This is a genomic window from Nocardia amikacinitolerans, assembly GCF_900215415.1.
GTDB lineage: Bacteria > Actinomycetota > Actinomycetes > Mycobacteriales > Mycobacteriaceae > Nocardia > Nocardia amikacinitolerans.
Genome location: NZ_OBEG01000003.1, coordinates 358,378 through 381,915 on the forward strand (window position 1 = coordinate 358,378; position 23,538 = coordinate 381,915).

Annotated in this window: 18 protein-coding genes and 1 pseudogene; 6 read left to right on the top strand and 13 right to left on the bottom strand. The window is 69.2% G+C overall.

The features are described 5' to 3' along the window. Window positions 1-26: 26 nt before the first annotated feature. Window positions 27-2,591: a cytochrome P450 gene (locus tag CRP45_RS15900; protein WP_097246099.1), complete on the bottom strand. Its 2,565-nt coding sequence runs from the start codon at window positions 2,589-2,591 to the stop codon at window positions 27-29. Window positions 2,592-2,659: 68 nt separating this feature from the next. On the opposite strand from CRP45_RS15900, the gene CRP45_RS15905 reads away from it, so the two are divergent. Both CRP45_RS15905 and CRP45_RS15910 read left to right on the top strand, forming a co-directional pair. Next, window positions 2,660-3,940, top strand: coding sequence for a glycosyltransferase (locus tag CRP45_RS15905; RefSeq protein WP_097245720.1), 1,281 nt, complete (start codon window positions 2,660-2,662; stop codon window positions 3,938-3,940). A gap of 49 nt (window positions 3,941-3,989) precedes the next feature. Further along, window positions 3,990-4,748: an ABC transporter permease gene (locus CRP45_RS15910; RefSeq protein ID WP_097245721.1), complete on the top strand. Its 759-nt coding sequence runs from the start codon at window positions 3,990-3,992 to the stop codon at window positions 4,746-4,748. A gap of 1 nt (window position 4,749) precedes the next feature. Here CRP45_RS15910 and CRP45_RS15915 read toward each other — a convergent pair whose 3' ends face one another. The 7 genes and pseudogenes from CRP45_RS15915 to ligD form a co-directional block, all read right to left on the bottom strand. After that, complete coding sequence (locus CRP45_RS15915) at window positions 4,750-5,511, bottom strand: MerR family transcriptional regulator (protein WP_067787491.1); 762 nt, start codon at window positions 5,509-5,511, stop codon at window positions 4,750-4,752. A gap of 196 nt (window positions 5,512-5,707) precedes the next feature. Then, window positions 5,708-7,215 (bottom strand): annotated as a pseudogene (locus CRP45_RS15920) (flavin-containing monooxygenase). An 11-nt stretch (window positions 7,216-7,226) separates the two neighbouring features. After that, window positions 7,227-8,156, bottom strand: coding sequence for a ferritin-like domain-containing protein (locus tag CRP45_RS15925; protein ID WP_425436938.1), 930 nt, complete (start codon window positions 8,154-8,156; stop codon window positions 7,227-7,229). Window position 8,157: 1 nt separating this feature from the next. Next, window positions 8,158-9,057: an SDR family NAD(P)-dependent oxidoreductase gene (locus CRP45_RS15930; RefSeq protein ID WP_097245722.1), complete on the bottom strand. Its 900-nt coding sequence runs from the start codon at window positions 9,055-9,057 to the stop codon at window positions 8,158-8,160. A gap of 1 nt (window position 9,058) precedes the next feature. Beyond that, the gene (locus CRP45_RS15935; RefSeq protein WP_179830890.1) at window positions 9,059-10,045 is read right to left on the bottom strand and encodes an alpha/beta hydrolase; all 987 of its coding nucleotides are present in this window, start codon (window positions 10,043-10,045) and stop codon (window positions 9,059-9,061) included. Window positions 10,046-10,494: 449 nt separating this feature from the next. After that, window positions 10,495-11,445: a D-isomer specific 2-hydroxyacid dehydrogenase family protein gene (locus tag CRP45_RS15940; RefSeq protein ID WP_097245724.1), complete on the bottom strand. Its 951-nt coding sequence runs from the start codon at window positions 11,443-11,445 to the stop codon at window positions 10,495-10,497. 210 nt (window positions 11,446-11,655) lie between these two features. Beyond that, window positions 11,656-12,621, bottom strand: coding sequence for a non-homologous end-joining DNA ligase (gene ligD, locus CRP45_RS15945; protein WP_097245725.1), 966 nt, complete (start codon window positions 12,619-12,621; stop codon window positions 11,656-11,658). A 96-nt stretch (window positions 12,622-12,717) separates the two neighbouring features. Here ligD and CRP45_RS15950 point away from each other — a divergent pair, with 96 nt between their 5' ends. Continuing rightward, window positions 12,718-12,969: a DUF6364 family protein gene (locus tag CRP45_RS15950; RefSeq protein WP_067787381.1), complete on the top strand. Its 252-nt coding sequence runs from the start codon at window positions 12,718-12,720 to the stop codon at window positions 12,967-12,969. Further along, a complete protein-coding gene (locus CRP45_RS15955) occupies window positions 12,966-13,274 on the top strand; it encodes a hypothetical protein (protein ID WP_067787380.1) in 309 nt (102 codons plus the stop codon). The genes CRP45_RS15950 and CRP45_RS15955 overlap by 4 nt, the downstream gene beginning before the upstream one ends. Before the next feature lie 1,177 nt (window positions 13,275-14,451). Here CRP45_RS15955 and CRP45_RS15960 read toward each other — a convergent pair. Further along, window positions 14,452-16,584, bottom strand: coding sequence for a RecQ family ATP-dependent DNA helicase (locus CRP45_RS15960; RefSeq protein WP_097246101.1), 2,133 nt, complete (start codon window positions 16,582-16,584; stop codon window positions 14,452-14,454). A gap of 632 nt (window positions 16,585-17,216) precedes the next feature. On the opposite strand from CRP45_RS15960, the gene CRP45_RS15965 reads away from it, so the two are divergent. Then, a complete protein-coding gene (locus tag CRP45_RS15965; protein ID WP_097245726.1) occupies window positions 17,217-17,699 on the top strand; it encodes a hypothetical protein in 483 nt (160 codons plus the stop codon). 116 nt (window positions 17,700-17,815) lie between these two features. On the opposite strand, the gene CRP45_RS15970 is transcribed toward CRP45_RS15965, so the two are convergent. Then, complete coding sequence (locus CRP45_RS15970) at window positions 17,816-19,039, bottom strand: RtcB family protein (protein ID WP_097245727.1); 1,224 nt, start codon at window positions 19,037-19,039, stop codon at window positions 17,816-17,818. Window positions 19,040-19,083: 44 nt separating this feature from the next. Here CRP45_RS15970 and CRP45_RS15975 point away from each other — a divergent pair, with 44 nt between their 5' ends. After that, window positions 19,084-20,046 (top strand): GNAT family N-acetyltransferase, encoded by a 963-nt coding sequence (locus CRP45_RS15975; RefSeq protein WP_143861445.1) that lies wholly within the window; start codon window positions 19,084-19,086, stop codon window positions 20,044-20,046. On the opposite strand, the gene CRP45_RS15980 is transcribed toward CRP45_RS15975, so the two are convergent. From CRP45_RS15980 to CRP45_RS15990, 3 genes are all read right to left on the bottom strand, one after another. Next, entirely contained in the window at window positions 20,004-21,095 is a 1,092-nt protein-coding gene (locus CRP45_RS15980) for an amidohydrolase family protein (RefSeq protein WP_097245729.1), read from the bottom strand. The genes CRP45_RS15975 and CRP45_RS15980 overlap by 43 nt on opposite strands. Window positions 21,096-21,108: 13 nt before the next feature. After that, the gene (locus CRP45_RS15985; RefSeq protein ID WP_097245730.1) at window positions 21,109-22,470 is read right to left on the bottom strand and encodes a type I glutamate--ammonia ligase; all 1,362 of its coding nucleotides are present in this window, start codon (window positions 22,468-22,470) and stop codon (window positions 21,109-21,111) included. A gap of 107 nt (window positions 22,471-22,577) precedes the next feature. Beyond that, window positions 22,578-23,456 carry a ribokinase gene (locus CRP45_RS15990; RefSeq protein ID WP_097245731.1) on the bottom strand — a complete coding sequence of 293 codons (879 nt, stop codon included), beginning with the start codon at window positions 23,454-23,456 and terminating at the stop codon, window positions 22,578-22,580. Window positions 23,457-23,538: the final 82 nt, after the last annotated feature.

Here is a 23,538-nt window from a genome sequence, read left to right on the forward strand (position 1 = left end):
GGGTAGACGCCCGGAAACGGCGCCGTTCACCTGCGGTGCAGCACCACCGGCAGCTTGGACGGCGACGGCACGAAATCGAGGGTCGTCGGCCGGACGCGGTAGCCGGGATCCGGCTCCGGCCGCCAGCGAGCGAACAGCGCCGCCGTGGCGAGCGTGATGGTCATGACGGCGAAGTTGTTGCCGGGGCAGTGCCGCGCTCCCACGCCGAACGGCAGGATCGCCTTCTTGTCGATCTCCTCGACTCGCCCGGCGAACCACCGGTCCGGATCGAAGGTCTCCGGTGCGGGGTAGTAGCGCTCGGTGTGGTGCACCAGGTAGGGGCTGTAGACCACCGTCGCGCCGTCGGGCAGGGTGACGCCGCCGAGGGTGACCGGGCCGTCCGCGGTCTGGGTGCTGACCCACGGCCCCCAGAACCGCAGCGTCTCCAGCACCACCAGCCGCAAGTAGGGCAGTGCGACGAGGTGATCCGGCCGGACCGGCCCCGCACCGACGAAATCGTCCAGTTCCCTGCGCAATTCGTCGCCGATGTCGCGATTGCGCATGGTCTCGTGCCAGACCCACGCCATGATCGAGGCCGTCGAGCCGACGCCCGCCGCCAGCATCAGGATGAGCTCGTCGACGATCTCCTCGTCGGACAGACGCGCGCCGGTGTCCGGATCGGTGTGCCGGACGAGGGCGGAGAGCACGTCGTGGAAATCGCGGTCGGCCCTGCGGTATTCGGCGACGACGGCCGCGATCTGTGTGCGCAGCGCGGCGGACTTCGCGGCGAAGCGGCGATTGGCGACCACGCGCAGCCGTTGCACGGCCTGCGGCAGTGCGGCCCGTTGGATCACCTGGCCGAGCAGCCACGGAACATTGGCGCGCACTTCGCGTTTCGCATCGGCCCCGAAATCGGCGGTGAACAGGGTGGCCGAGATGGTGTCCAGGACCAGCCGGTGCGCCTCGTCCACCAGATTCAGCGGACGGTCCGCGGGCAGTGCGTCGGCCCACGCATTGGCCAGATCCGCGGCCACGGCGGTGTATTCGGCCAGCCTGCGCTGGCGCAGCGCCGGGGCGATCATGCGGCGGCGCACCTCGTGCGGTGTCCCGCTGAGCACATTCGACGCGCCGCGAATCACCTCGTGCATCGCGTCCCGCAGCTCGTCGCGATGGAACGACCCGGCATCGCCGAAGCCGACCTCGCGGATGAGCTCGGGTGTGGTCAGCACGTAGGCCGGGCGGGGGCCGAGATAGATGCGCACGATCGGGCCGATCTCGGCAAGGGACGCGACGAACGGCAGTGCGCCGCGCAATGCCGCGAGGCTGTGGCCTAGGAGCGGGAGTCTGCCCGGGGCGGTCGGAATGCCCGCGAGCGATGCGGCACGATCGGCGCCTCGCGCGGCCGTCAGCTCGGCGTACTCGGCGGTCACCTGCGCGATCAACCGGGACTGTAGCGCCGTATCGGCGTACTCGCTCAGGGCTTTTCGCATCGGGATCAGCTGCGCGGGATCGGCGACCAGATCGCGCAGCGCCGCGGCGATCGAAGCGACCGAAGGGTCACGGGTGCGAACACCGCCGCCCGGCGGCACCGTCTCCGCGAGATCGGGGTCGCAGTACACCACGGGCAGCCCCATGGCCACGGCTTCCAGCAGCGCCATGCCCTGCGTGTCGAATCCCGAAGAGGGGAAGAGCAATACGTCGTGCGCCGCCATCGCGGTGAGGCAGTCGAGCTGGGGCACGCCGCCGTGCAGCCGTACCCGATCCGCGAGGCCGCCCGCCACGATCGCCGCGCGGGCCGCCGCCTCCTGATCGCCGGTTCCGTACACGTCCAGCGTGCAGCCCGGTGTTCGGCGGACGGCCTCGATCGCGTCCAGAATCCGTTTCTCCGGTGACAGACGCCCGCACCACAGCACGCGTAGCGGCGCCGCTGTCGGCGTGGAGGCTGTTGCGGGACGGGCGGAACGGGCCATGTCGAGTAATTCGTCGTCGATGCCGTTGGAGATCACCCGAATCGGGCGGTCCAGCCCGTGCGCGCGGAAGCGGTCGGCGAAGTGCTCGGTGGGCACGATCACCCGGTCGGCGGCGCGCGCGTGGTTCACCATCGTGTGCCACGCTTGCCGCGCGGTCCGCGATTCAGCGCTGTGCGACAACGTTTTCCGGTGCGGAACGAAGCGTCCGTGCAGCAGGCGCACGGCGAGCGCGGACAGGTACGGCGTCGGCGAGGTGTGCTGGATGAACGAGTCGTCGCGACTGTGCACCGTCTGCACGACCGGAATGCCGTGCCTGCGCGCGGCGCGCAGTCCGGCGATCGCGACACCGTAGGTGGTCTGCAAGTGCACGATGTCGATCGGGCCGCGGTCGGCGAAGGCCGCGTCGATGCGGCGCGTGTTGTCCGGCGTCGGCAGCACCATCGCGAATCCGTTGACCCGCACGCCCGCGAGTGCCGAAAGGACCACGAGGTCCGGGTCGGGTTCGGTAGATTCCGGCGTGGGTGCGGCGAACACCGTGACCCGGTGACCAGCCCGTTCCAGGCCGCGCCGCAAGGCGTTCACCGAAGTCTGGATCCCGCCGAGAGTGGCGGGATGGAAGTCGGTGAACAACGCGACGTGCATGGCCACCACCGTACGGACGCAGGAGGTCCGATGAGGGTAAATCGCGCCGAGCGGGCGGGGGCGACGGCATGAGAGTGGCGATACCGCTGACCGGCACCCGCGGGGATGTGCAACCCGCGGTGGCGCTCGGACTGGAACTGCGCCGCCGCGGTCACGAGGTGACTGTCGGCGCTCCGCCCAATCTGGTCGACTTCACCGCCCGCGCCGGACTCGCCGCGACACCGTGCGGTCCGGACGTCCAGCAGCTGTATGCCTCCGACGAGGGCCAGCGGGCGCTTGCCGCGGGCAGCAGTTTCCGGCTGATGCAACTGGTCGGCAAGCAGATGGCCGACTACGCCGAGCGGATGAACCGCGAGGTGATCGAGGTCTGCCGGGACGCCGATGTCATCGTCTCCACGTTGCTCACCGAGGATCGGGCCGCGTCGGTCGCCGAGGCGATGGGGGTGCCGATGGTGACCATGCACGGTTTCCCAGGCCGCAAGAACGGGGCGTATCCGTTCCCCGGCGCGCTCCCGCCGCACTGGCGTCCGCCCGCCGCGGTCAATCGCGCCACGTGGACGCTTGCCGAGAACCTGCGTCGGGTGGTCTTCCTGCGCTACCTCAACCAGTTGCGCCGCGAACTCGGTCTGCCCAGGTCGGCGGCGAGCCCGGCCGCGATGCTCGACCGCCGCGGCGTGCCGGAGGTGCAGATCTACGACCGCGCGCTGGTGCCCGGCCTGGCCGAGGAGTGGGGTGAGCGCAGGCCGCTGGTCGGTTTCCTGCCGCTCGAACGCTCGGCGCGCGAGGCGATCGGTGAACTCGCCGCCGACCACAGTGCGGTGCTGGCCTGGATCGCCGAGGGCGAGCCGCCGGTGTACTTCGGATTCGGCAGTATGCCCATCCGGGACACGCACGCGGTGCTGGCCATCGTCGAACAGGTCTGCGGACGGCTCGGCAGGCGCGGGCTGGTCAGCGCGGGGTGGAGCGATCTGGACGCCGCGAACGCCGAGACCGGCCCGAACGTGCGAGTCGTCGGACCGCTCGCGCACGACATCGTCTTCCCGCTGTGCGCCGCGGCCGTGCACCACGGCGGGATCGGCACCACCTTCGAGAGCCTGCGCGCGGGCTTGCCGACGCTGGTCTGCTCGGTGTCGTTCGATCAGCCGATGTGGGGCGGGCAGGTCGAACGACTCGGGGTCGGCGCGCATGTGCCGTTCCAGCGGCTGGACGCGGAGCGGTTGACCGAGGGCGTGCGGACGCTGCTCGCGCCGGAGACCGGCCAGCGGGCGAAAAGCCTGGCGGTGCAGTTGCATTCGAGCTCGGACGCTACCCGCCGCACGGCCGACATCGTCGAGCGGACGGCAGAATGATCCCGCTCGTGTTCCATCCGCTGTCGAGCCGCGCCGCAGCACGAGGCGGATGAGGAGGATCGGCGCGGCCGTCGCGGATTCCGTAGTCATGTTCCGGCGCGCGGCGCGGCGCACCGTACGCAGCCGCGACACCCTGGTGATCTCGCTGGCGCTGCCGATTCTGATCATGCTGCTGTTCGTGTACGTGTTCGGCGGAGCGATCCAGGTCGGCTTGCCGTACCTGGATTACGTGCTGCCGGGAATCATCCTGCTGTGCACCGGTTTTGGCGCGTCCATCACGGCGACGGCCGTCTCGGCGGACATGGTCTCGGGAGCCGTGGAAAGGTTTCGGACGCTGCCCGCCTTCCGGCAGGCGCTTCTCGCGGGGCACGCGGGCGAAGGGGTCGTGCGGAATCTCGCCGCGGTCGGCATCGTGTTGGCCGTCGCTTTCGCGCTCGGGTTTCGTTCCAGCGCAGGGGTGTTCGACTGGATGGCGGCGTTGGCGGTGATCGCGCTGTTCGTGCACGCGGTCACCTGGATCGCGGTCGCGCTCGGCATGCTGGCGAAAAGCCCGGAGGCGGCGGGCGGTTTCACCTACGCGGTGATGTTCGTTCCCTACATCAGCAGCGCCTTCGTCCCGATCGACACCATGCCGAGCTGGTTGCGCGGGTTCGCCGAGAACCAGCCCGCCACGCCCGTGATCGGCACCGTGCGTACTTTCCTCACGGACGGCGGGGGAGGGGAGACCGCCGCCGCGGTGCTGTGGTGTCTCGGGCTGACGCTGCTCGGATATCTCTGTGCCACGGTGCTGTACGCGCGGCGGCGCTGAGTCAGGCGCCTTTGCCGGTGCGCTTGGCTTCCCGCTCGGCGGCGGTGGCGAGGTAGTCGCCGAGCTCGCGGCGCAGCGTCACGTCGAGCGAACGGGCGAGCGTGGCGTGCACCGAGGTGGTGGCCAGCTCCCGCATCTTGTTCAACATCGTTGTGGTCTCGGCGATTTCGGCGCTCGTCTGCGGCAGCCAGCCCGGACCGTGCTCATCGATGATGTGCTGCTTGGCGGCGGTGATCATGATGTGGGTGATGTCGTCGATCCGGTCGGCGACCTTGGCGTAGATCTCGATGAGCGTGCGTAGTTCCAGGCCGTACTCGTGTAGCTCGGCGAACGAGGCGAGCAGCTGGGTGTCGGTGAACACCACGGTCTCGCCCTCGACGCGGACCAGTTTCATCTCCGTCAACCGGTCGACGAGGTCGCCGGCCTCGGCGCCGAGCAGCGTGTCGATCAGCTCGCGCGGCACCTCGAAGGTCTCGGCCTTGGCCCACGATGCGGTGACGGCGTGTTGCAGCCCGAGCACCTCGGTCAGGTCCTTGCCGGTCTCCCAGCTGGTGATGAAGTCGGCGATATGCGCTGTGGTGAAGCCGCGCTGCAACAGCGCGTCGATCAGTCGCAACCGGTCCAGGTGCGCCTCGCCGTAGATGCTGGCGCGGCCGTCCTTGCCGATCGGCGGCGGCAGCAGGCCGCGCTCCTGATAAGCACGCACGTTGCGGGTGGTGGTGCCCGCCGCGCGGGCCAGATCGTCGATCCGATACTCCGCCACCGCGCTCACCTCCTCGCCCGCCGCGCCGCATCGGACGGTCGCGACCTTGATCGTCGAAAGACCGAGTCTATCGAGACGAGCCCGGCGGCACCGGCGTGGGCGCGCGCCGGGCTCGTGTCGTCGCGGCGGGTCAGCGAGGCGTACCTACGCCTTCGCTCCGCCCATGCGCGGAATGCGGCCGAACCTGGTCCATCTGTCAGGAGACCGCCGCGACCCGCGCCGCCCGCGTGCCCGCGTCGGCCGACACCACGTGGTAGTCCTCGAGCCGCAGGCTGCGCAACTGGTTGACGTACTGCGTCGCGAAGCCGGGATACATGGTGGCGTTGAAACCGTCGTCGGTCAGATACCAGCTGTGACAGCCGGAATTCCAGGTGGTCGCGGTGAGTCTGCGCTGGATGGTCTCGTTGTACCGGTCCTGGCGATCCCGGCGGACGTCGAGCATGCGCAGATCGCGGTCCAGGATGGTGCCGATCGCCCGGACCAGGTAGTTGATCTGGGCTTCCATGTACACCAGCGCCGAGTTGTGACCCGGTCCGGAGTTCGGTCCGAAGGTGAAGAACAGATTCGGATAGCCCGACACGGAGACGCTCTTGTACGCGTAAGCCCCCTTCGACCATTCCTCGGCGAGCACCCGGTCGTCCCGCCCGACGATCGGGATCGGGGTACCGGCCTTGGACACCTCGAACCCCGTCGCGAAGACGATGCAATCCGCCTGGTGCTCAACGCCTTCCGCGGTGCGGATGCCGTTCGGCGCGAGGCGCGCGATCGGCCAGGTGATCAGTTTGCAGTTGTCGCGCTGCAACGCCGGGTAGTAGTCGTCGGTCATCAGCAGGCGTTTGCACCCGGCGCGGAAGTCCGGCGTGAGCTGGCGGCGCAGCCACGGATCGCGCACCTGCCGGTGCAGCTGGGCCCGTCCGACCACCTCGACGACGCGGGTCAGCGGGGTGTTCCACACGACGCCGAGCGCCACCGACTCGTGCCCGTAGAACCACGCGCGCCTGGCCAGTGACTCCGCCGCTGGCACGTGCCGGTAGAGGCTCTTGGTGAGCGGGTTGGTCCGCCGGTTCACCCGGGGAAGCACCCACCCGGCTGTGCGCTGGAAGACCTTGACCGAGGCCGCCTTCTCGACCAACTCGGGAATGATCTGCACCGCACTCGCGCCGGTGCCGATCACCGCGACCCGCTTGCCGGTGAAGTCGTAGTCGTGATCCCAACGGGCACTGTGGATCTTGTGGCCCTCGTAGGTCTCGATGCCGCGGATATCGGGGAAGCCCGCGTTGGACAGTGGTCCCGAGGCGAGGACCACGGTCCGCGCCCGCACCGGCACGGCGTTGCCCTCGATCGCGACGTCCCAGAGTCCGCGTCCTCTTCGAAGGCGATTCCGGTTACGGTGCAACCGAATCGGACGTGCGGGCGCAGCCGAAACCGTGTCGCCATGGACTCGATGTAGCCGAGAATCTCCGCACTGCCCGAATAGGTCTGCGACCAGTTCGGATTGGGCGCGAAGCTGTAGGAGTAGAGCCGCGACGGAATGTCGCATGCCGCACCGGGATAGGTGTTGTCGCGCCAGGTGCCGCCGAGCGCGGTGCCGCGCTCCAGGATGGCGAAGTTCTCGATGCCGTGCTGTTTCAACCGGATCGCGGCGCCGATACCGGCGAAGCCGCCGCCGATCACCGCGACGTCGAGCGTCTGTGCGTTGGTCATGGTGTCGTTCCTCATGCGGCGGGCTCGTAGGTGATTTCCTTGGCCCAGGTGGGATTCCTGCGCAGCAACCGCTTCGGCACCCGCGCGGTGATCTTGACAAGGGCGTCGGCAAGCAGGTGATACGGGTGGTCGCGGTCGACCACCCAGCCGCCGTGCATCTTCACGATCTGATACATCGGCAGCCTGCGCGCGAATTCGCTGCGCTCGCCGACATTGCGGTAGCGCTCGAGCGCCTTGTAGAGCTTGTTCTCGTCCACGCCCATCGCGACGATGTTGTCGCGCATCTTGTTCAGCAGCGGCACGTAGCTCAGCACGCCGATCAGGAATGTCGGCTTGACCCAGCCGCCGACCAGCTCGATGAGCAGCTTGCGCATCTCGGCGTGGCCGAGCAGATCCATCACCGCGAAATCGACCGCCAGATGGCGTGATTCGTCGGCGTTGATCCGCTTGAACGCCTCCTGGCAGATCGGGTCCTCGATCTCGTCCATGATGAACTTCACCAGCGCGCCGTCCAGCGCCACCTCGAGCATCGGGATCACGGTGCCAAGGAACGACAGCGACATGTCGTCGGAGTACTTGTCCAGGAAGTCGATGACCAGCTTGACGTTCACGTTCGGCTGCGGGATCTCGTCGCCCTCCAGCATGCCCCAGCGGCGCATCAGCGCCAGTTCGGCGTTGGCGTGCTTCTGTTCCTCGGCGTGGAAGTAGCGGTAGATCTCGCGCAGGGTCTCAGTGGGCGCCTTCTTGGCCATGGCGGCGAAACCGCGCGCGCCGACGTTCTCGATCCACATGAGGTCGGCCATGAACGGCTCGAGGCGGGCGTGCAGTTCCGGGGTGATGGTCTCGGCGCCGGGGGCGTCCCAGTCGATGTCGGCAAGGGCCCACTGGCGGTCCTTGATCTTGCGGAGCATGTCCTCGAAGTCCATAGCGATGGCGGCCATGTCAGACTCCTGTTCTGTCGGTGACCGCTGCGCGGTCCGGTGTGGTCGAATCGTCTTGCGGCAGCAGCCATTCCAGCAGGCCGAGGACGAAGGTGTACTGCGCGGGGAAGTAGCGCTTGAGGCGCCAGATCAGGTGCGCGTCGAGTTGCGGCAGGACGTAGAGGCGGCCGCGGTCGTTGGCGTCGAGGGTGACGCGTGCGACGTGTTCCGGGGTGAAACCGGTCCAGCGCATGAGGGTTTCGGCCAGTTTCATGGACTGCGCGGTGATGCGACCGTCCTTGGCCACGTTGGTCTTGACGAACGTCGGGCACAGCACGGTGACCGCGACACCGCTGCCGCCCAGTTCGGCGGCCATGGTCTCGGACAGCGAGAGCACCGCGGCCTTGGAGGTGTTGTAGACGGCCATGGACGGCGCGGCCGCGAAACCGGCCGCCGAGGCGACGTTGATGATGCCGCCGCGCCCCGCCTCCCGCAGCATCGGGGTGAAGATCTCGCAGCCGTGCACCACGCCCCACAGGTTGATGCCGAGCGCCCACTCCCAGTCGGCGAAACCGATGGCGCCCACGGGCTTTCCGCCGATGCCGACACCGGCGTTGTTGATCACGAGCGAGACCGGCTCGTCGAAGACGGACTCGGCGAACCGGGCGAGGACCTCCACGTCCGCGCGCCGGGAGACGTCACAGCGGAAGGCGTGCGCGGCGCCGGGGCGGGTGCGCTCGATCAGGGCGACCGTCTCCTCGGCGCGCGCCTGGTCGATATCGGCGCAGATCACCCGACCGCCGCGGGCCGCGAGCTCGACAGCGAAGGCGCGGCCGATGCCGCTGCCCGCCCCGGTCACCACGGCTCGCGCGCCATGGCTGCGGCGCGCTCGAAGACTCAGCGGCACAATTCTTTCCAACATCTCAGCTCACCTGTTCTACTTCGGTGCGCGCGGCAAATGCCGTGCCGAGGAATTCAGCGGCGCGGCGCAGCGCCAGGTCGGCCTCCGGAACCAGCCGGGGCAACGCCTGGAAGACGTGCACCTGGCCCGGCCAGATCTCCAGCTCGCAGCTGCCGCCCGCGGCGCGCACCATGTCGTGCAGATGCCGGGCGTCCGCGCTGAGCATCTCGGCGCCACCGGCTTGCACCAGGATCGGCGGCAACTCGATGCCAGAGGGCACGGTGAGCCGCAGTCGCGGTGTGTCGGCGGGCAGGCCGCGGGTGTATTGGCGGGGCAGCCGAGCGGCGGCGCGTGCGGAGATGACCGGATCGCGCTTGCGCAGTTCCTGTTCCGCGGCGAGGCTCAGGGTGAGGTCGAGCAGCGGGGAGAACATCGCCACGGCCGCGGGTTGCGGCGCCGACCGAGTTCCGTTCTGCACCAAGAGATCCAGGACGAGATGTCCGCCCGCGGAATCACAGGCGACGGCGATGTCCTTTCCCTCGAAGCCATGCGTCAGCAGCCAGTGATAGCCCGCGGCCACGTCGTCGGCCGCGGCGGGGAAGCGGTGCTCGGGCGCGAGCCGATAGTCGGTGAGGAACACCGGAAGACCGGTCTCGCGGGAGAGCCGCGCGGCGAGCCCGCGGTGCGTACGCGCCGAACACAGGACGTACCCGCTGCCGTGGATGTAGTAGATCGCCCGCTTCCCGAATTCGACGCCGGCGGCGCGCACCCACTCGCCCCGCACCGTGCCCGCGCGGACCTGGCTCACGTTCGTGCCGGACGGCGGTGGCCCGCCCGCCGCCATGATCGTCGCGATCAGTTTGCGTGCGAACCAGATACCCGGCGTGTTCAGCGGAATCGCGCAGTTCAGCGGCCGCAATCCGTACTCGGCGGCCGCGGCGGCAAGCCCGGCGCGCAGCGAGGGCGCGGCCGGAACGCCGGGGACCGAGGTCTTCGTTGACCTTGTCATGGAGATAAGGATCATCTCCTAATGTGCCATTTGTCAATGGCGGATTGGGAACGCCGGGGTCACGGTGCGGTGGAGGGTGCCGGTTTGCTGCGCCGGGGGATGATGCGGCGCGGGGTCGCCGCTGTAGTCGTATTCACTACGCGAGCGCTGCCAGGCACAGGCCTCGGCGCGACTTACGCCCACGCCGGCGCGGCCTGACGACAGGCGCCCTGGTCACCGGCTCCGTGGCCGGCGTCGGCGGCAGCAGGCGTCTGACGCATGCGACTCCAGGCGGCGCTGAAGACGCCGTGATAGCCGGTGTCGGTGTAGGCGTGCCAGGTGCGGCGTCGCTGGGCTTCCATGGAGGCCCGGGCATCGGCTTCTGCGGCGGCACGGCGCTGGCTCACGCGGGCGGCCCACGGGTAGCGGGGCGGGTATGCGAAGCGGCGGCGAGGAGCCTCGAGGCGAGTTCAGTAGCCGCGTGCTGGATCGATCAGAGCCAGCAGTTTGCGCCCCTCGACGAAGCGGATGACGTTCGCCTCGACGTGGTCGGCGAAGGCGGCGAAGCGCAGCTGCGGTGGGTTCGAATCATGCGGCGTCACAATGGCATTCGGCAGCACCCAGAGCGGATGTCCGTCGGGCAGCGGCTCCGGATCGGTGACGTCGAGTCCCGCGCCGCCGATCGCACCGGAAGCGAGCGCGGCGACCAGTGCGTCGGTGTCGACCAGGCTGCCGCGGGCCACGTTGATCACCCACGAGGAGGGCTTCAGCCGGGCAAGGACGTCGGCACTGATCAGGTGCTGGGTGTCGGCGGTCGCGGGCGCGGCGACCACCACGTGATCGGTGCGCGGCCACACCTTGGACACGTGTTCGGCGGAGATCGTCTCGACGGTCGGTGGAATGCCGGGGCCGGTGACCGGTCGTCCGGACCGATTCACCGCGATGATGTGCGCGCCGAGCGGCACCAGCATCGGGATGAGCGCGCGACCGATGCCGCCCGCGCCGACGATGGTGACCGTCTTGCCGCGCAGGGTGCCGACGTGCGGGAAGAAGTCCTGCTGTCGCCAGCTGCCCGCGCGCAGGTGTTCGGGCAAATAGCGAACCCCGGCGAGCAGCATCATCAGCGCGTGTTCGGCCACGCTCGCGGCGAAAGCGCCTGCGGCGGAAGTGAACCGGACGTTCGGGTGGCGGGCGATCAGACCGCCGGTGAACCAGTCCTCGACGCCCGCGGCGGGCAGTTGGACCCACTCGACGGAGTCGGGCAGTCGCTCGGGAAACTCGCCGGGGCCGCCCGCCCAGATCAGCGCTCTGGCGTCGGCGAGGTCGCTCAGCGTCGCGCCACCTTCGGTGACCGCCTTCTCCAGCAGGGTCGGCGCTGGCTGGGTGGGTCCGATCGCGATCGGTACTGCCGTCTCGGTCACGACCGCGCCTCGCCGACGCTCGCACGTGAGCGCACTCGGTTCGCTCGCTGACCGGCCGAGCGCGCGGACGCGCTGTGTCGTCGGTTCGCTCCCCGGCGCTCACTCATGATCGCGGACCTCCTTCACCCGGTACCGGCGGCCCGCGCGCGGACCGACTGCTCGCCACCGCGACGTTAGCACCAGGAGGCTATGCGCACGCCCGTCCGCGAGTCACTCCGAGTCGTCCTCCGGCGGGTCCGCTTCGATCCGGTCCCGGTCGGCCCATTCGAGCAGCGGGTCGATGGCGAACACGGCGTCATCGATCCCGGCGTGCAGATCGCCCAACTCGGCATAGCGGGACGGCACGGTCTTCATGGTGAAGTCGCGCGGGTCGATGTCGGGGATCTCGTCCCAGCGGACCGGCGTGGAGACGGTCGCTTCCGGCACGCCGCGCACCGAGTACGCCGCGGCGATGGTGTGATCGCGCGCGTTCTGGTTGTAGTCGACGAACAGCAGGTTCGGGTCGCGATCGCGGCGCCACCACGTGGTTGTGACGTCGTCGGGGGCCCGGCGCTCCACCTCGTGCGCGAAAGCCAGTGCGGCCCTTCGCACATCGGCGAAGCCCCACTCCGGCGCGATCCGCACGTACACGTGCAGCCCCTTGCCGCCGGAGGTCTTCGGCCAGCCGACGGCGCCGAGTTCGTCGAGCACCTCGTGCACGACGCCCGCCACCCGCTGCACCCGCGACCACGGACAGTCCGGCATCGGGTCCAGGTCGATGCGCCACTCGTCGGGGCGTTCGGTGTCGGCTCGGCGGGAGTTCCACGGGTGGAACTCGACCGTCGACATCTGCACAGCCCAGATCACGTCGGCCAGCTCCCGCACGCACAGCTCGTCGGCGTGGCGGCCGTAGCGCGGGAAGAAGACCCGGACCGTCGGAATCCACTCCGGCGCGCCCTGCGGCAAGCGCTTCTGATGCACCTTGTCGCCCGCCAGGCCCTTGGGAAAGCGGTGCAGCATGCACGGTCGGTCGCGCAGCGCGTTGACGATGCCGTCGCCGACGCTCAGGTAGTACTGCACCAGGTCGAGCTTGGTCGCGCCGGTCTCGGGGAAGTACACCCGATCCGGGTTCGAGATTCGCACCGTATGGTCGCCGACATCCAACTCGACGGCGGGTGTCGCGGACTTGCTGGCCACGGTGCGAGCTTACTGGTGCGGACCGCTCGTGGCCGGTCGAAAGTCCGCAGATCGTGGCGGTTCCGTGCGGTGCACCGTTCTGGTATGCATGAAGGTATGAGCAAGGCGACGCGCATCACGGTGACCCTGGATCCGCAGGTCGCCGAATGGGCGAAGCAGGCCGCCGAGCGCCAGAACCGCAGCCTCTCCTCCCTGATCAACTCCTCACTGCGGACCGCCCTCGTGCACGAAAGCCTCACCAGCCTCCCCGTCGACGACGAAGCCGACCGGGCGGCTGCCCAAGACGAACTCGACCTCACCGAGTCCGCCGCCGCCGATGCCCGCCGCCGCTCCCGCGGTGCCGCATGAGGCGCGGCGAAATCTGGAGCTACGCACCGACCCTCAGCGACGGCACGCCCTTCCCGCGCCGCAGCACCGTGGTGCTTGTCTCCGACCCGGCCGTCATCACCTCGCCGTACCGGTGGTTGCACGTGGTCCCGGTCGTCGCCACCGATCCCGGGCATGTGCTGGGCGTCTACACCGAACACGGCTGGGCCGACGCGCTGGAACTACACCGCGCGTATCGGCCGTGGCTCGCCGAGAAGCTGGGCAAGTTGACGGCCGCGGAGAGCGAGTCGCTGGATGCGAGTCTGCGGGCGACGTTGAGTTTGTAGGTGCTCGCGTGCCCGGGGTCGGCTTCGGGAGGTCGTTGCGTTGGCGGCGCTGCGGGTGATACGGGTTGAGCCTGTGCGGCAGTGGGGGAGCTCGCGGAACTCTCCGCCCGGTTCGGCTCCGGGCTGCTGCGTGCATGAGGTGGGTTGCGTTGGCGGCGCTGCGGTTCGGAACCGGATACGGGTTGAGCCTGTGTGGCAGCTGGCGGCACTTTCGGCGCGGGGCGGCTTCGGGGACGGGTTCCGGATGTTCACGTGCAGGCAGGCGCGGTTCCCCCAGGTTTGCCTCGAACGGTGCTGGGCGCGAAAGTGCCGTACCCGACTTACCTCCCGCAGTCGGTATGCGTGAGTTCGGCTTCCAGCCGGGTCGACCGGCTGTGGTTGCGTTTGCGGTGGGTGCGTGGGGGAGTTCGGCGCGGGTCGGTGGGCGTGCGGGCAATCTGATGTGCGCAAATCGACGGTAGTCAAATGGTGGCTTACCAAGATCAATTGACCGCCATTTGACTATCGTCGAATCCATTTCACTATCGACGGTAGTCAAATGGCGGTAGCCCCCTAGACAAGACGCAACAGAACACCCCTACATGACCCATTCGGAACGCAACCACAGCCGGTCGACCCGGCCGGAAGCCCGGACAGCGCACCCGACTGCGGGAGGTAAGCCGGGTACGGCACACGACGTGCCCAGCACCGTTCGAGGAATACCTGGGTAGGCCAAGCCATTTGGACCGGCAAAACCCCGGGCATAACGTCACCCAGGGCGACCATCCACCCAACCAGCCGTATCCGGTTCACCTACCCCCGGTGAGTACAGATTGGCCAGCCCCTTCGCGAGAGATTGGCTGGTCCCCCTTCGTAAGCGACCAGCCCCACCCCCAACCGCGCGTCTGCGTTCAAGGCCGCCTCCGCGCGCCCATCGAACCGCATGGAAGCCCGGCTGAAACCCACACCCTGACGCGACGGGGTGCTCCGAGACCGCTCGAACTGCGAGGCGACGCACGGCGGTACACGTGCAGCCGTTCGATCCGGACGCCGCGATGCGCCGACCTGCGAGCCGATCCCCGACGTCGCCGCGTGCCCCCAGGCCCAAGTGCCCACGAAACCATCCGCGGCGGCGCGCTCGTCGACTGCTGGAATGTGGTCCGCCGAGCATGGCCGATTGCAGCGGTGCGCGCCCGCGTTAGGTGACCGAGGCCAGGGCGAACGGAAGAACAGCGGGCGCCCCCGCGCGCCGAAGTGCCTGGGCGGCGAGGGTGAGCGTCCAACCGGTATCGGTCAGGGCGTCGACCAAGAGCACCGGCCCGTCGAGCCCGGAAAGGTCGGGCACGTCCCAGGAGTCGTAGAGCCCCGCGACCCGGTGTGCCGAGTTGGCGGCCGAGACCGGCGGGTGGCCGGGGCGGGTCGGGAGCGTACCGAGATCGCGCAGGCGCCCGACCTCGGCAAGGCGCGCGGCGAGGGTGGCGGTCAACACGGGATGGCGGTCGGGGGCGAGTGCCATGACCGAGGTCGGCCGGGTGGACCAATCCCAATCCCGCAGGACCGCGATGCACGCGTCGAAGACGGCGTCGGGGACAGGGTCGTCGGGTGCGTCGAGCAGGGCGCGGAGGCGCTGGCCCCAGCCGAGATCGGTGAGCCTGCCGAGGACGCGGCCGGTCTCCGCGCCATCGCTGATCTTGCCCGACAGCGGGATGCCGAGCTTGGCCATGCCGGTCGGCCACTGTTTGCGCGGCGCGAGGTCCAGGCCGGGGCGGTCCAAGCGGGCGCGGGTGGCCGCGACGGCGTCGGCGTCCACCGTGGCGTCCGGACGTGAACCGGTGCAGTTGTCGCAGCGGCCGCAGCCCGGGGCTTGGCCGTCCAGTGCGGGCAGGCCGGGGTCGTCGAGTTGGCGGCGCAGGAAGTTCATCCGGCAGCCGGTGGTCGACTGGTAGTCCAGCATCGCCTGCTGTTCGACCTCGCGGGCGGCGGACAGCCGTTCGTAGCGCTCGGTGTCGTAGACCCACGGCTCGCCGGTGGCGATCCAGCCACCGCGCACCCGGCGCACGGCACCGTCCACGTCCAGCACCTTGAGCACCATCTCGAGGCGGGAACGGTTCAGCTCCACCAACGGTTCGAGCGCGGCGGTCGAGAGCGCTCGGTCCCGGTCGAGGGCGTCGAGCACGCTGCGCACGATGTGCTCGCGCGGGAACGCGACCGAGGCGAAGTAGCTCCAGATCCGGGTGTCCTCCGGCCCGGGCAGCAGGACCACTTCGGCGCGCTCGGTGCCGCGACCGGCGCGGCCCACCTGCTGGTAGTAGGCGATGGGCGAGGAAGGCGCGCCGACGTGCACGACGAATCCGAGATCGGGTTTGTCGAAACCCATGCCAAGCGCGGACGTCGCGACGAGCGCCTTCACCTCGTTGCGCAGCAGCGCCGATTCCAGCGCCTCGCGCTCGGCCGGATCGGTCTGGCCGGTGTAGGCCGCGACGTTGTGGCCGTGCGAGTTCAGCACGTCGGCCAGGTCGTGGGCGGCCGCGACGGTGAGCGTGTAGACGATGCCGGAGCCGGGCAGCCGGTGCAGGTGGCCGCTCAGCCAGGCCGTGCGCTCCACCGCGTCGTCGAAGCGCACCACCGACATGTGCAGCGATTCCCGGTCGAGGGTGCCACGCAGGACGAGGGTGTCGGTGCCGATCTGGGTCGCGACGTCGGTGACCACGCGGTCGTTGGCCGTAGCGGTGGTGGCGAGCACCGGCACGTCCGAACCGAGATCGGCGATGAGGGTGCGGATGCGGCGGTAGTCCGGGCGGAAATCGTGGCCCCAGTCGGAGACGCAGTGCGCCTCGTCGATGACGACCAAGCCCGCGTCCGCGGCCAGCTTCGGCAGGACCTGATCGCGAAAGTCCGGGTTGTTCAGCCGTTCCGGGCTCACCAACAGCACGTCGATCTCGCCCTGGGCGACGCGCTCGTGGATCTCGTCCCATTCGGTGACATTGCCGGAATTGATGGTCGCCGCGACCACGCCCGCGCGCTCGGCCGCCGCCACCTGGTTGCGCATGAGCGCCAGCAGCGGCGACACGATCACGGTCGGCCCCCGGCCCTCGGCGCGCAGCAGCTTCGCCGCGATGAAGTACACCGCCGACTTACCCCAGCCGGTGCGCTGCACGACCAGGGCCCGTCGCCGGTGCACCACCAGCGCCTCGATCGCGGTCCACTGATCCTCCCGTAGCCGCGCCCCGGCCCCCGCCAGCTCGCGCAGCAGTGCTTCGGCCCGCTCCCGCAGGTCGGAGGCGGTGCCGTCGATCGCGAAACTCTCCTCGGTCGTGGTCACGCGCTCCATCGTGCCCCACCCCACTGACACCTGCCGCGCCCCGCCCCTCGAGGTGGGACGGCATCTCCCGTCACGCTGCCCGTCGCTCGGCGGCCGGCCCGCCGCTCTGCGGGACCAGGGCACGGACGGCCGCCGTGGCATGGATACCCAGGCGGCGCACGCACGCCGCAGTGTTGTCAGCGCGTCAGCAGCGCGCGTTCTACGAGCCGAGGGCGGCTGCAGAAGCTACGCACTGCTCGCGCGATGTCATTTTCGCGGCCGTCAGCACGCAATTCTTCGGACCAAGGCCGCGGCGCACACAGGCAGACGGTGCGCGCCACCCGTCGGGGCGTGGTAGCCATGACACCGTTCTTCAGGGGCGCAGGCCGCATCCGGGTACGCACGATGGTGTCGGCCGCGGTGTCGTTCGTGCGGCAGCCGGCACGGCGTTCTTCGGGTGGGAGCCACGACGCCGCTCCGGGGCGGACGTGCCGCGGTATACACGGTTCGCTCGGGGGAGTGCCCCGCCGTCGACCCCGCCCAGTCCGGATCCGGCACCGAACCGGTGCGTCCACGAGATCCTCGTGGTCTTCCATTGCCACTCGAAAAACGGTGCCGCGGGGCGACAATGAACGGCAGTGGCGGATCGCAGGAGGCGAACGATGTCGTATCAGTACCAACCGCCCCCGAACTGGACCCCGCCCGGCGCGCAGTTCCGCACCAGCGGGAAGCCCGGAAGGACGCTGGTCGCCGTGCTGATCGGGTTGGTTGTGACGCCGATCGGGATCGCGCTGGCCGCGCACGGCGCCGCCGACACCAGGCAGTGGGTGATCCTCGGCGACACCGCCGACCGTCTCGGCTCGACCTTCCAGATCATCGGCGGCGCAACACTTCTCCTCCTGGTAGCCGCGCTCGCCGCCTACGCGCCCGTCGGCACGATCGTGGCCGGTCTGGTGTGGGGCGTACTTCCGGGCATCGTCTATTTCCTCTTCCCGGACGACACATTCCGCCTGATCGACGAACTACCGCTACTCTCCGCGGAAACCCGCCTCGCGGTACACGCCTGGGTGATCAACGGCAGCATCTTCCTCGCGGGCGTCCTACTCCTCGGCGCAGGCATCGCAGGCACCCTGCGCCGCCGCTGATCTCGACCTGTGAACCGCTCGATGCCGAGCGCGGGCCGGTTCACCGCGAATCGTTCACCAGCGGTGCGATGGACTGCGGCAGCCCACGAGTCCATCGCACGCAGCCGATTTCGACCTCACCCCTTCACGCAGAGCACCTGGCGCAGTGTCGCCACCACATCGACCAAGTCGCGCTGGGCGTTGATGACCTCGTCGATGTCCTTGTAGGCGGCCGGGATCTCGTCCACGACACCGGCGTCCTTGCGGGACTCGACGCCCTCGGTTTGGGCGATCAGGTCCGCGACGGTGAACTGCTTCTTCGCCGCGTTCCGGCTCATCCGGCGGCCCGCGCCGTGCGAGGCGGACTGGAACGAGTCGGGATTTCCCTTGCCGCGCACGACATATGACCGCGTACCCATCGACCCCGGAATCAGCGCCAGATCGCCCTCGCCCGCACGAACAGCGCCCTTGCGGGTCACCAGCATCGGCATGCCGTCGATGATCTCCTCCGCCACATAGTTGTGGTGGCAGGAGATCGGCGCGTCGAAACGCACGGTGCGACCGGCGAATTCGTCGCGGACCGCGCGGCAGACCAGAGCCAGCATCACCGCGCGGTTGCGCGCCGCGTACTCCTGAGCCCAGGTCAGGTCGTGGCGGTAGGCGTCCATTTCCGGGGTCCCGGAAAGGAATACGGCGAGATCGCGGTCCGGTAGGTCCACGTTGTGCGGCAGCGAACGCGCGACCGTCATGTGCCGTTCGGCCAGTTCCTTGCCGATGTTGCGGCTACCGGAGTGCAGCAGGATCCATACCGTGTCGTCCTGATCCAGGCACACTTCGATGAAGTGGTTGCCCGATCCCAAGGTGCCCATCTGCTTGTGCGCCTTGGACTCTCGCGCGCTCACACCTTTGTCGAGGGTCCTGAACGAACCCCAGAACCGATCCCATCCCGAACGCAACGTCGGAGTGCTCGCGCCGAGGGCCGAGGCCTCGGCGCCGATCTTGCCGACGTTGACCGCGTGATCGTGCGCGTGGAAGCCCACCGGCACGGCGGCCTCGATTCGCGACCGCAGCGAATGCAGGTTGTCGGGCAGGTCGGCGGCGGTCAGGTCCGTCCGCACACTCTCCATTCCGCAACCGATGTCGACGCCGACGGCCGCTGGCGCCACCGCGTTCTTCATCGCGATGACCGACCCGACCGTCGCCCCTTTCCCCAGGTGCACATCCGGCATCACGCGCACCCCGTGTACCCATTCGAGTTGCGCGATGTTCCGTAGCTGCCGCAGCGCGGCAGGCTCGATATCGTGCTCGTTGGCCCACATCAGCGTCTGCGCTCGGGTACCGCGCAGCTCGACGGGAAACATCGGTCTACCTTCTTCTCTCTCGATGATTCCACCGTAAAGACTGGTTGACCGCTCCGCACGCGATTAAAACGCGCCGTCACCCGGTGCAGGTGATCCGCGGCGGCGCCGACGCGAGCGTGCACTGTCTGCTGCAACACCCGGATTCCGCGGTGAACGAAAGTCAGCGCCGGCGCCTGATCTTCCAGATCGTGACGAAGCACGAGGAATACGCCGGATACGAGGACCGGATTACTTTCTCCTATTACCGGGACACGGCATCGGTACGTGGCAGGACGGTCGACGACACCCTCATTTCGCTCGGCTGGTACACCTACGACCGCAGACCGGGCATCGCGGGACGACAAGTGTGGGGTCACAACAATCCTGCGGTGCTCACCGATCAGAAGAGCGCCGAAGGTAGGCTGCTCGTCCAGTTCTACGATTCTCTTTTCGAAAACCTGCTGGCGAATTCGGAACCGTGGGAGGAAGTCGTGTCGCGGTACGAGCTCTACATTCGCAGCAGTGGCGCGAGCGGTTCGGCGCGCAGGCTGCTGCGTTTCGAAGTCGAGCTGAGCAGGGTCGACGACCGATATCAGCTGCCGAACGGCGTCACGCTGGCCACCTCGGGCAGTGGAGATCTCGCGACTATTTCCCGAGCCGAACTGCTACCGGTCCTGAGTTCGGCCTTCGACGATCGGCGATGGGACGTGGCCGCGATTTCGGAAGGCGTGCTCGATCCCGCGACCTGCCGAATGGCGATCTGCGCGCGAAGCAGCGCCGACGATCGGCTGGTCGGCTTCGTGTCGGTGCATTCCACCGGGGACCAGGAAGTCGCCAAATTGCACTGGCTCGCCGTGGACACCGGATGGCGCGGTCAGGGCATCGGCAACGCCTTGGTGCGAGCCGCCTGCGGCTTCGCGATTTCCCACGGGTATGCCCGAATGACTCTGCGCACCGAAGATTTCCGTGTCGCGGCGATCGCGCTCTACCGCGGTTTGGGCTTCCGCGAAGTATCCGAGGACGGATAGATGCGCTCCGCGTTCCCATGCGCGAGCCCGGAGACCAGGGCCTCGGCGTCGGCAACTGTGATGACGTCGTCGCCGAGCCATTCGTCCACCAACTTGCCGAGCGCGGCACGCCACAGCACCGCGCCGAGGTAGTGCAGTTCCGGAAGCCCGTACCCGTCCGACGAGTACAGCAGCGACCGAAACGGCGCGAGCTCCAGAGCCTCGCCGAGCACGGCCCGCGCACCACGCCCGACGTGCGGAATGGCGAGGCCGAGGTCCATGTGGACGTGCTCGAATACGTGGCTGAGATAGGCGGCGTTGCGGTGGAACGGCCAACAGTGCAGTAGCACGACGGTGAGGCCGGGGTGTGCGCGCAGGAAGTCGGTGAGCAGCAGCGGGTCGGCGCGGTGCAGGCGCAGGTCGGGGTCGCCGAAGCCGGTGTGGATTTGCAGCGGCAGCCCCAGTTCCGCGCCGAGCCGCGCGCCGAGTCCGACGAGCCAGCCGAGGGTGGCGGGGTCGGTGAGGCGGTGTTCGGGCGCGAGCGTGGGCGGCGGGGTGCTGGTGAGCGGGAAATCGAGGCCGACGCGGTAGGCGACGACGGTCTTGAGCCCCACCGCGCCCTCGGCCCGTTCCCGCACCGCGGCCTCGATGCGGTCGAAGACCTTCGCCGTGCCGCCGACCTCCGCGATGACCTGCTCGGCGACCTGCTCGAGCCGCACGATCTCGCCGACCTCGCCCCCGGCCAGCGCGCCGAATTCGGACAGATCGGTGAGCCCGTCGGGCAGTCCGGTGTCGACCAGCCAGCGCGCCGTCCCCGCCGCGCCGAGTAGTCGCGCGGCCACCTCGCGCCAGCCGAGATCGGCGCGGCGCGCCAGGTACGCGTCCGCCCCGGTGTGCGGTGGCAGGTCGAGCACCGGCGCGCACCAGCGCCGTACCGCGAGGCCGAGCGCGGAGTCGAAGCTGCCGCGTGGGCCTTCGCCGAGCAGCGCCTCGAAACCGGGACGGTCCAGGTCGGCGGCCGTGACGCCGTGGCAGTGGTGGTCGGTGAGGGTGATGTCATCGGTGAGCATGATCGGCTCCTCGTCAGAACCGCCAGAGGGTGCGTGCGACCAGCTCGTCCGGCGTGGCGTCACGGTAGCGATAGGCCTCGGCCCGCCGAACGGTGAGCAGCGCGTCGTGCAGTTCAGGGCCCATCGCCTCGGCCAGCACCGCGGAGGCCGCTAGGTGATCGGCCGCTTCCGCGGCATCGGTCGGAAGTCTGCGCACCTGGTTCTTTTTCCCGAAAGTCGCTGGATCACCGATGATTTCGTTGGGCAGGGGCAAGCCCGCCGCGATACCCGCGAGCCCGGCGGCGATCACGGCGCCGACGATGAGATACGGATTGCCCGTCCCGTCGAAGCATTTGACCTCGGCGTTGGCGGCCCAGCGTTCGGTACCGCGCACACCCGTGACGAAACGCACTGCCGCCTCACGTGTTTCACGTCCCCAGCACTGCCAGATCCCCGCCCACCGGGAGGGTTGCAGCCGCAGGAAACTGGCCGGATTCCCGGCGCCGATCGCGACCAGTGCGGGCAGTTCCCGTAATACACCGGCGAGGAACGCCGCTCCTTGCTCCTGCATGCCATAGGGACCTGGCCCGTCGGCGAACAGCGAACCGCGTTCGTCGTGCACCGAAAGATGCAGGTGCGCACCGGAACCCGCGCCATCGGGCACGAGGCAGGGCGCCAGCGTGGCGCGCCAGCCGTACTTGGCGCTGTGCTGCCGAATCGTGTGCCGCAGCAGCACCGCCGCGTCGGCCGCCGCGACCGGATCGGTGGGCGCGATGGAGATCTCCAACTGCGACGCCGCGTATTCCGGGTGGAACTGTTCGACCCTGAGGCCCTGTTGAATCAGTAGACCCACCAATTCGCGGGCATAGTCCGCCACTTGGCCGAGCCGGATGATGCCGTAGCCGGGTCCGCGGATCGCGGGGGTGAAGCCCGTCTCGTCCTCGGCTCGGCCCAGCGCCCATTCCGTCTCGAAGGCCATCGACAGCCGCAACCCCGCCCGCCGCGCCGCCTCCACCTGACGCTCCGCGAAACCGCGCTGACAGGCCGCGAACCGCGTGCCGTCCTGGGTGTACTTGCCTGCGGGCACCCACGCCCAGCCCGGCTGACCGGCGAGTTCGGTGAGCGCGGCGAGATCGGGGACGAGCCGCAGGTCCCCGTCGGGTCCGCCGAGATAGCGGCCGACCGTCATCAGGTCGTCGAAACCGAAGGTCTCGAAACACGGCGAGACGCCGACGCCGAAGCGTGCCGCATGCGCCAGCCGCGCGGCCGGTACCGTCTTCACCCGCGTGATGCCCGCGTTGTCCACGAAGGACAGCGCGACCATCTCCGGGTCGACGCGGGCGATGAGCTCCGCTGCTTCCCCGTCGGCCGGAATGCGCTCGGGCATAGTGGGCATGAATCCCAACGATAGGCGCTGTGCCGCGCGGTCGTGGGGACAACGCGGGGGGACGCGCCGGTGCCCGGCGAGGCTGCCTTCGCGGTTCCGTAGCCCTGCGGATCCGGCTAGGCCGTGTATTCACCCAGTAGTGCCTCGATGAGTTCCCGGTCGGGTATGGCGCTGCTCGCGCCGAGCCGGGTGGTGGCCAGAGCGCCTGCGGCACAAGCCCATTGGAGGGCGGTACGTGGTCCGCGGTGCCAGGCGGCGGCCAGCGCGCCGGTGAAAGTGTCGCCAGCGCCGGTGGTGTCGACGACGTCCACCGGCACCCCGGGCACCGACAGTTCCGCGCCGTCCGGGCCGCGATAGGTCGCGCCCGCCGCCCCTCGGGTGACCACGAGGTGCTCGACCGCGTCCAGCGCACCGCCCAGATCCACCGCCTCACCCGAATTCACCACGGCCACATCGACGTAGTCCCACAGCTGCGACGGAAGACGTTGCACCGGAGAGGGATTGAGTATGACGACGGTGCCGTTGGCGCGAGCGTGCCGCGCCGCGGCGACGACGGTCGGCACCGGAATCTCCAACTGGCACAGCAACACATCGGCGGCGGCGATCACCGCGAGATCGTCCGAGGTCAGCTCGGTCAGCGCCGCGTTGGCCCCGCCGACGACGATGATGCTGTTCTCACCCGTGCCGTCCACCACGATGGCGGCGATCCCGCTCGCCCCCGGCACCGTGCGCAGCCGGTCGGCGCCGACGCCCGCCGCTGTGAGCACCCGGCGCAGGTCGCCGGCGAACACGTCGGATCCGACCGAGCCGAGGAACGACACCGCGCCACCCGCCCGCCGCGCCGCGATGGCCTGATTCGAGCCCTTGCCGCCGGGCACCATGGTGAACCCGCTGCCGAGCACCGTCTCGCCGGGTGCGGGGCGGCGCCGTGTGGTGGTGACCAGATCCATGTTGATGCTGCCGAGCACGGCTATCGCGGGAGCGTCAGCGGTCATACCGCCGGACGGTAGTCCCCGGTCGCCGCGCCCGCACGCAACGAACGGTACGTCCGCGCGCCGGGGTGCTCGAGCAGGTGGA

Bases quoted from the DNA above. Each gene is read 5' to 3' on its own strand.
- CRP45_RS15900 (WP_097246099.1), bottom strand. From the start codon at position 2,591: ATGCACGTCGCGTTGTTCACCGACTTCCATCCCGCCACTCTCGGCGGG.
- CRP45_RS15905 (WP_097245720.1), top strand. From the start codon at position 2,660: ATGAGAGTGGCGATACCGCTGACCGGCACCCGCGGGGATGTGCAACCC.
- CRP45_RS15910 (WP_097245721.1), top strand. From the start codon at position 3,990: ATGAGGAGGATCGGCGCGGCCGTCGCGGATTCCGTAGTCATGTTCCGG.
- CRP45_RS15925 (WP_425436938.1), bottom strand. From the start codon at position 8,156: ATGGCCGCCATCGCTATGGACTTCGAGGACATGCTCCGCAAGATCAAG.
- CRP45_RS15930 (WP_097245722.1), bottom strand. From the start codon at position 9,057: ATGTTGGAAAGAATTGTGCCGCTGAGTCTTCGAGCGCGCCGCAGCCAT.
- CRP45_RS15935 (WP_179830890.1), bottom strand. From the start codon at position 10,045: ATGACAAGGTCAACGAAGACCTCGGTCCCCGGCGTTCCGGCCGCGCCC.
- CRP45_RS15950 (WP_067787381.1), top strand. From the start codon at position 12,718: ATGAGCAAGGCGACGCGCATCACGGTGACCCTGGATCCGCAGGTCGCC.
- CRP45_RS15955 (WP_067787380.1), top strand. From the start codon at position 12,966: ATGAGGCGCGGCGAAATCTGGAGCTACGCACCGACCCTCAGCGACGGC.
- CRP45_RS15960 (WP_097246101.1), bottom strand. From the start codon at position 16,584: ATGGAGCGCGTGACCACGACCGAGGAGAGTTTCGCGATCGACGGCACC.
- CRP45_RS15965 (WP_097245726.1), top strand. From the start codon at position 17,217: ATGTCGTATCAGTACCAACCGCCCCCGAACTGGACCCCGCCCGGCGCG.
- CRP45_RS15970 (WP_097245727.1), bottom strand. From the start codon at position 19,039: ATGTTTCCCGTCGAGCTGCGCGGTACCCGAGCGCAGACGCTGATGTGG.
- CRP45_RS15980 (WP_097245729.1), bottom strand. From the start codon at position 21,095: ATGCTCACCGATGACATCACCCTCACCGACCACCACTGCCACGGCGTC.
- CRP45_RS15985 (WP_097245730.1), bottom strand. From the start codon at position 22,470: ATGCCCACTATGCCCGAGCGCATTCCGGCCGACGGGGAAGCAGCGGAG.
- CRP45_RS15990 (WP_097245731.1), bottom strand. From the start codon at position 23,456: ATGACCGCTGACGCTCCCGCGATAGCCGTGCTCGGCAGCATCAACATG.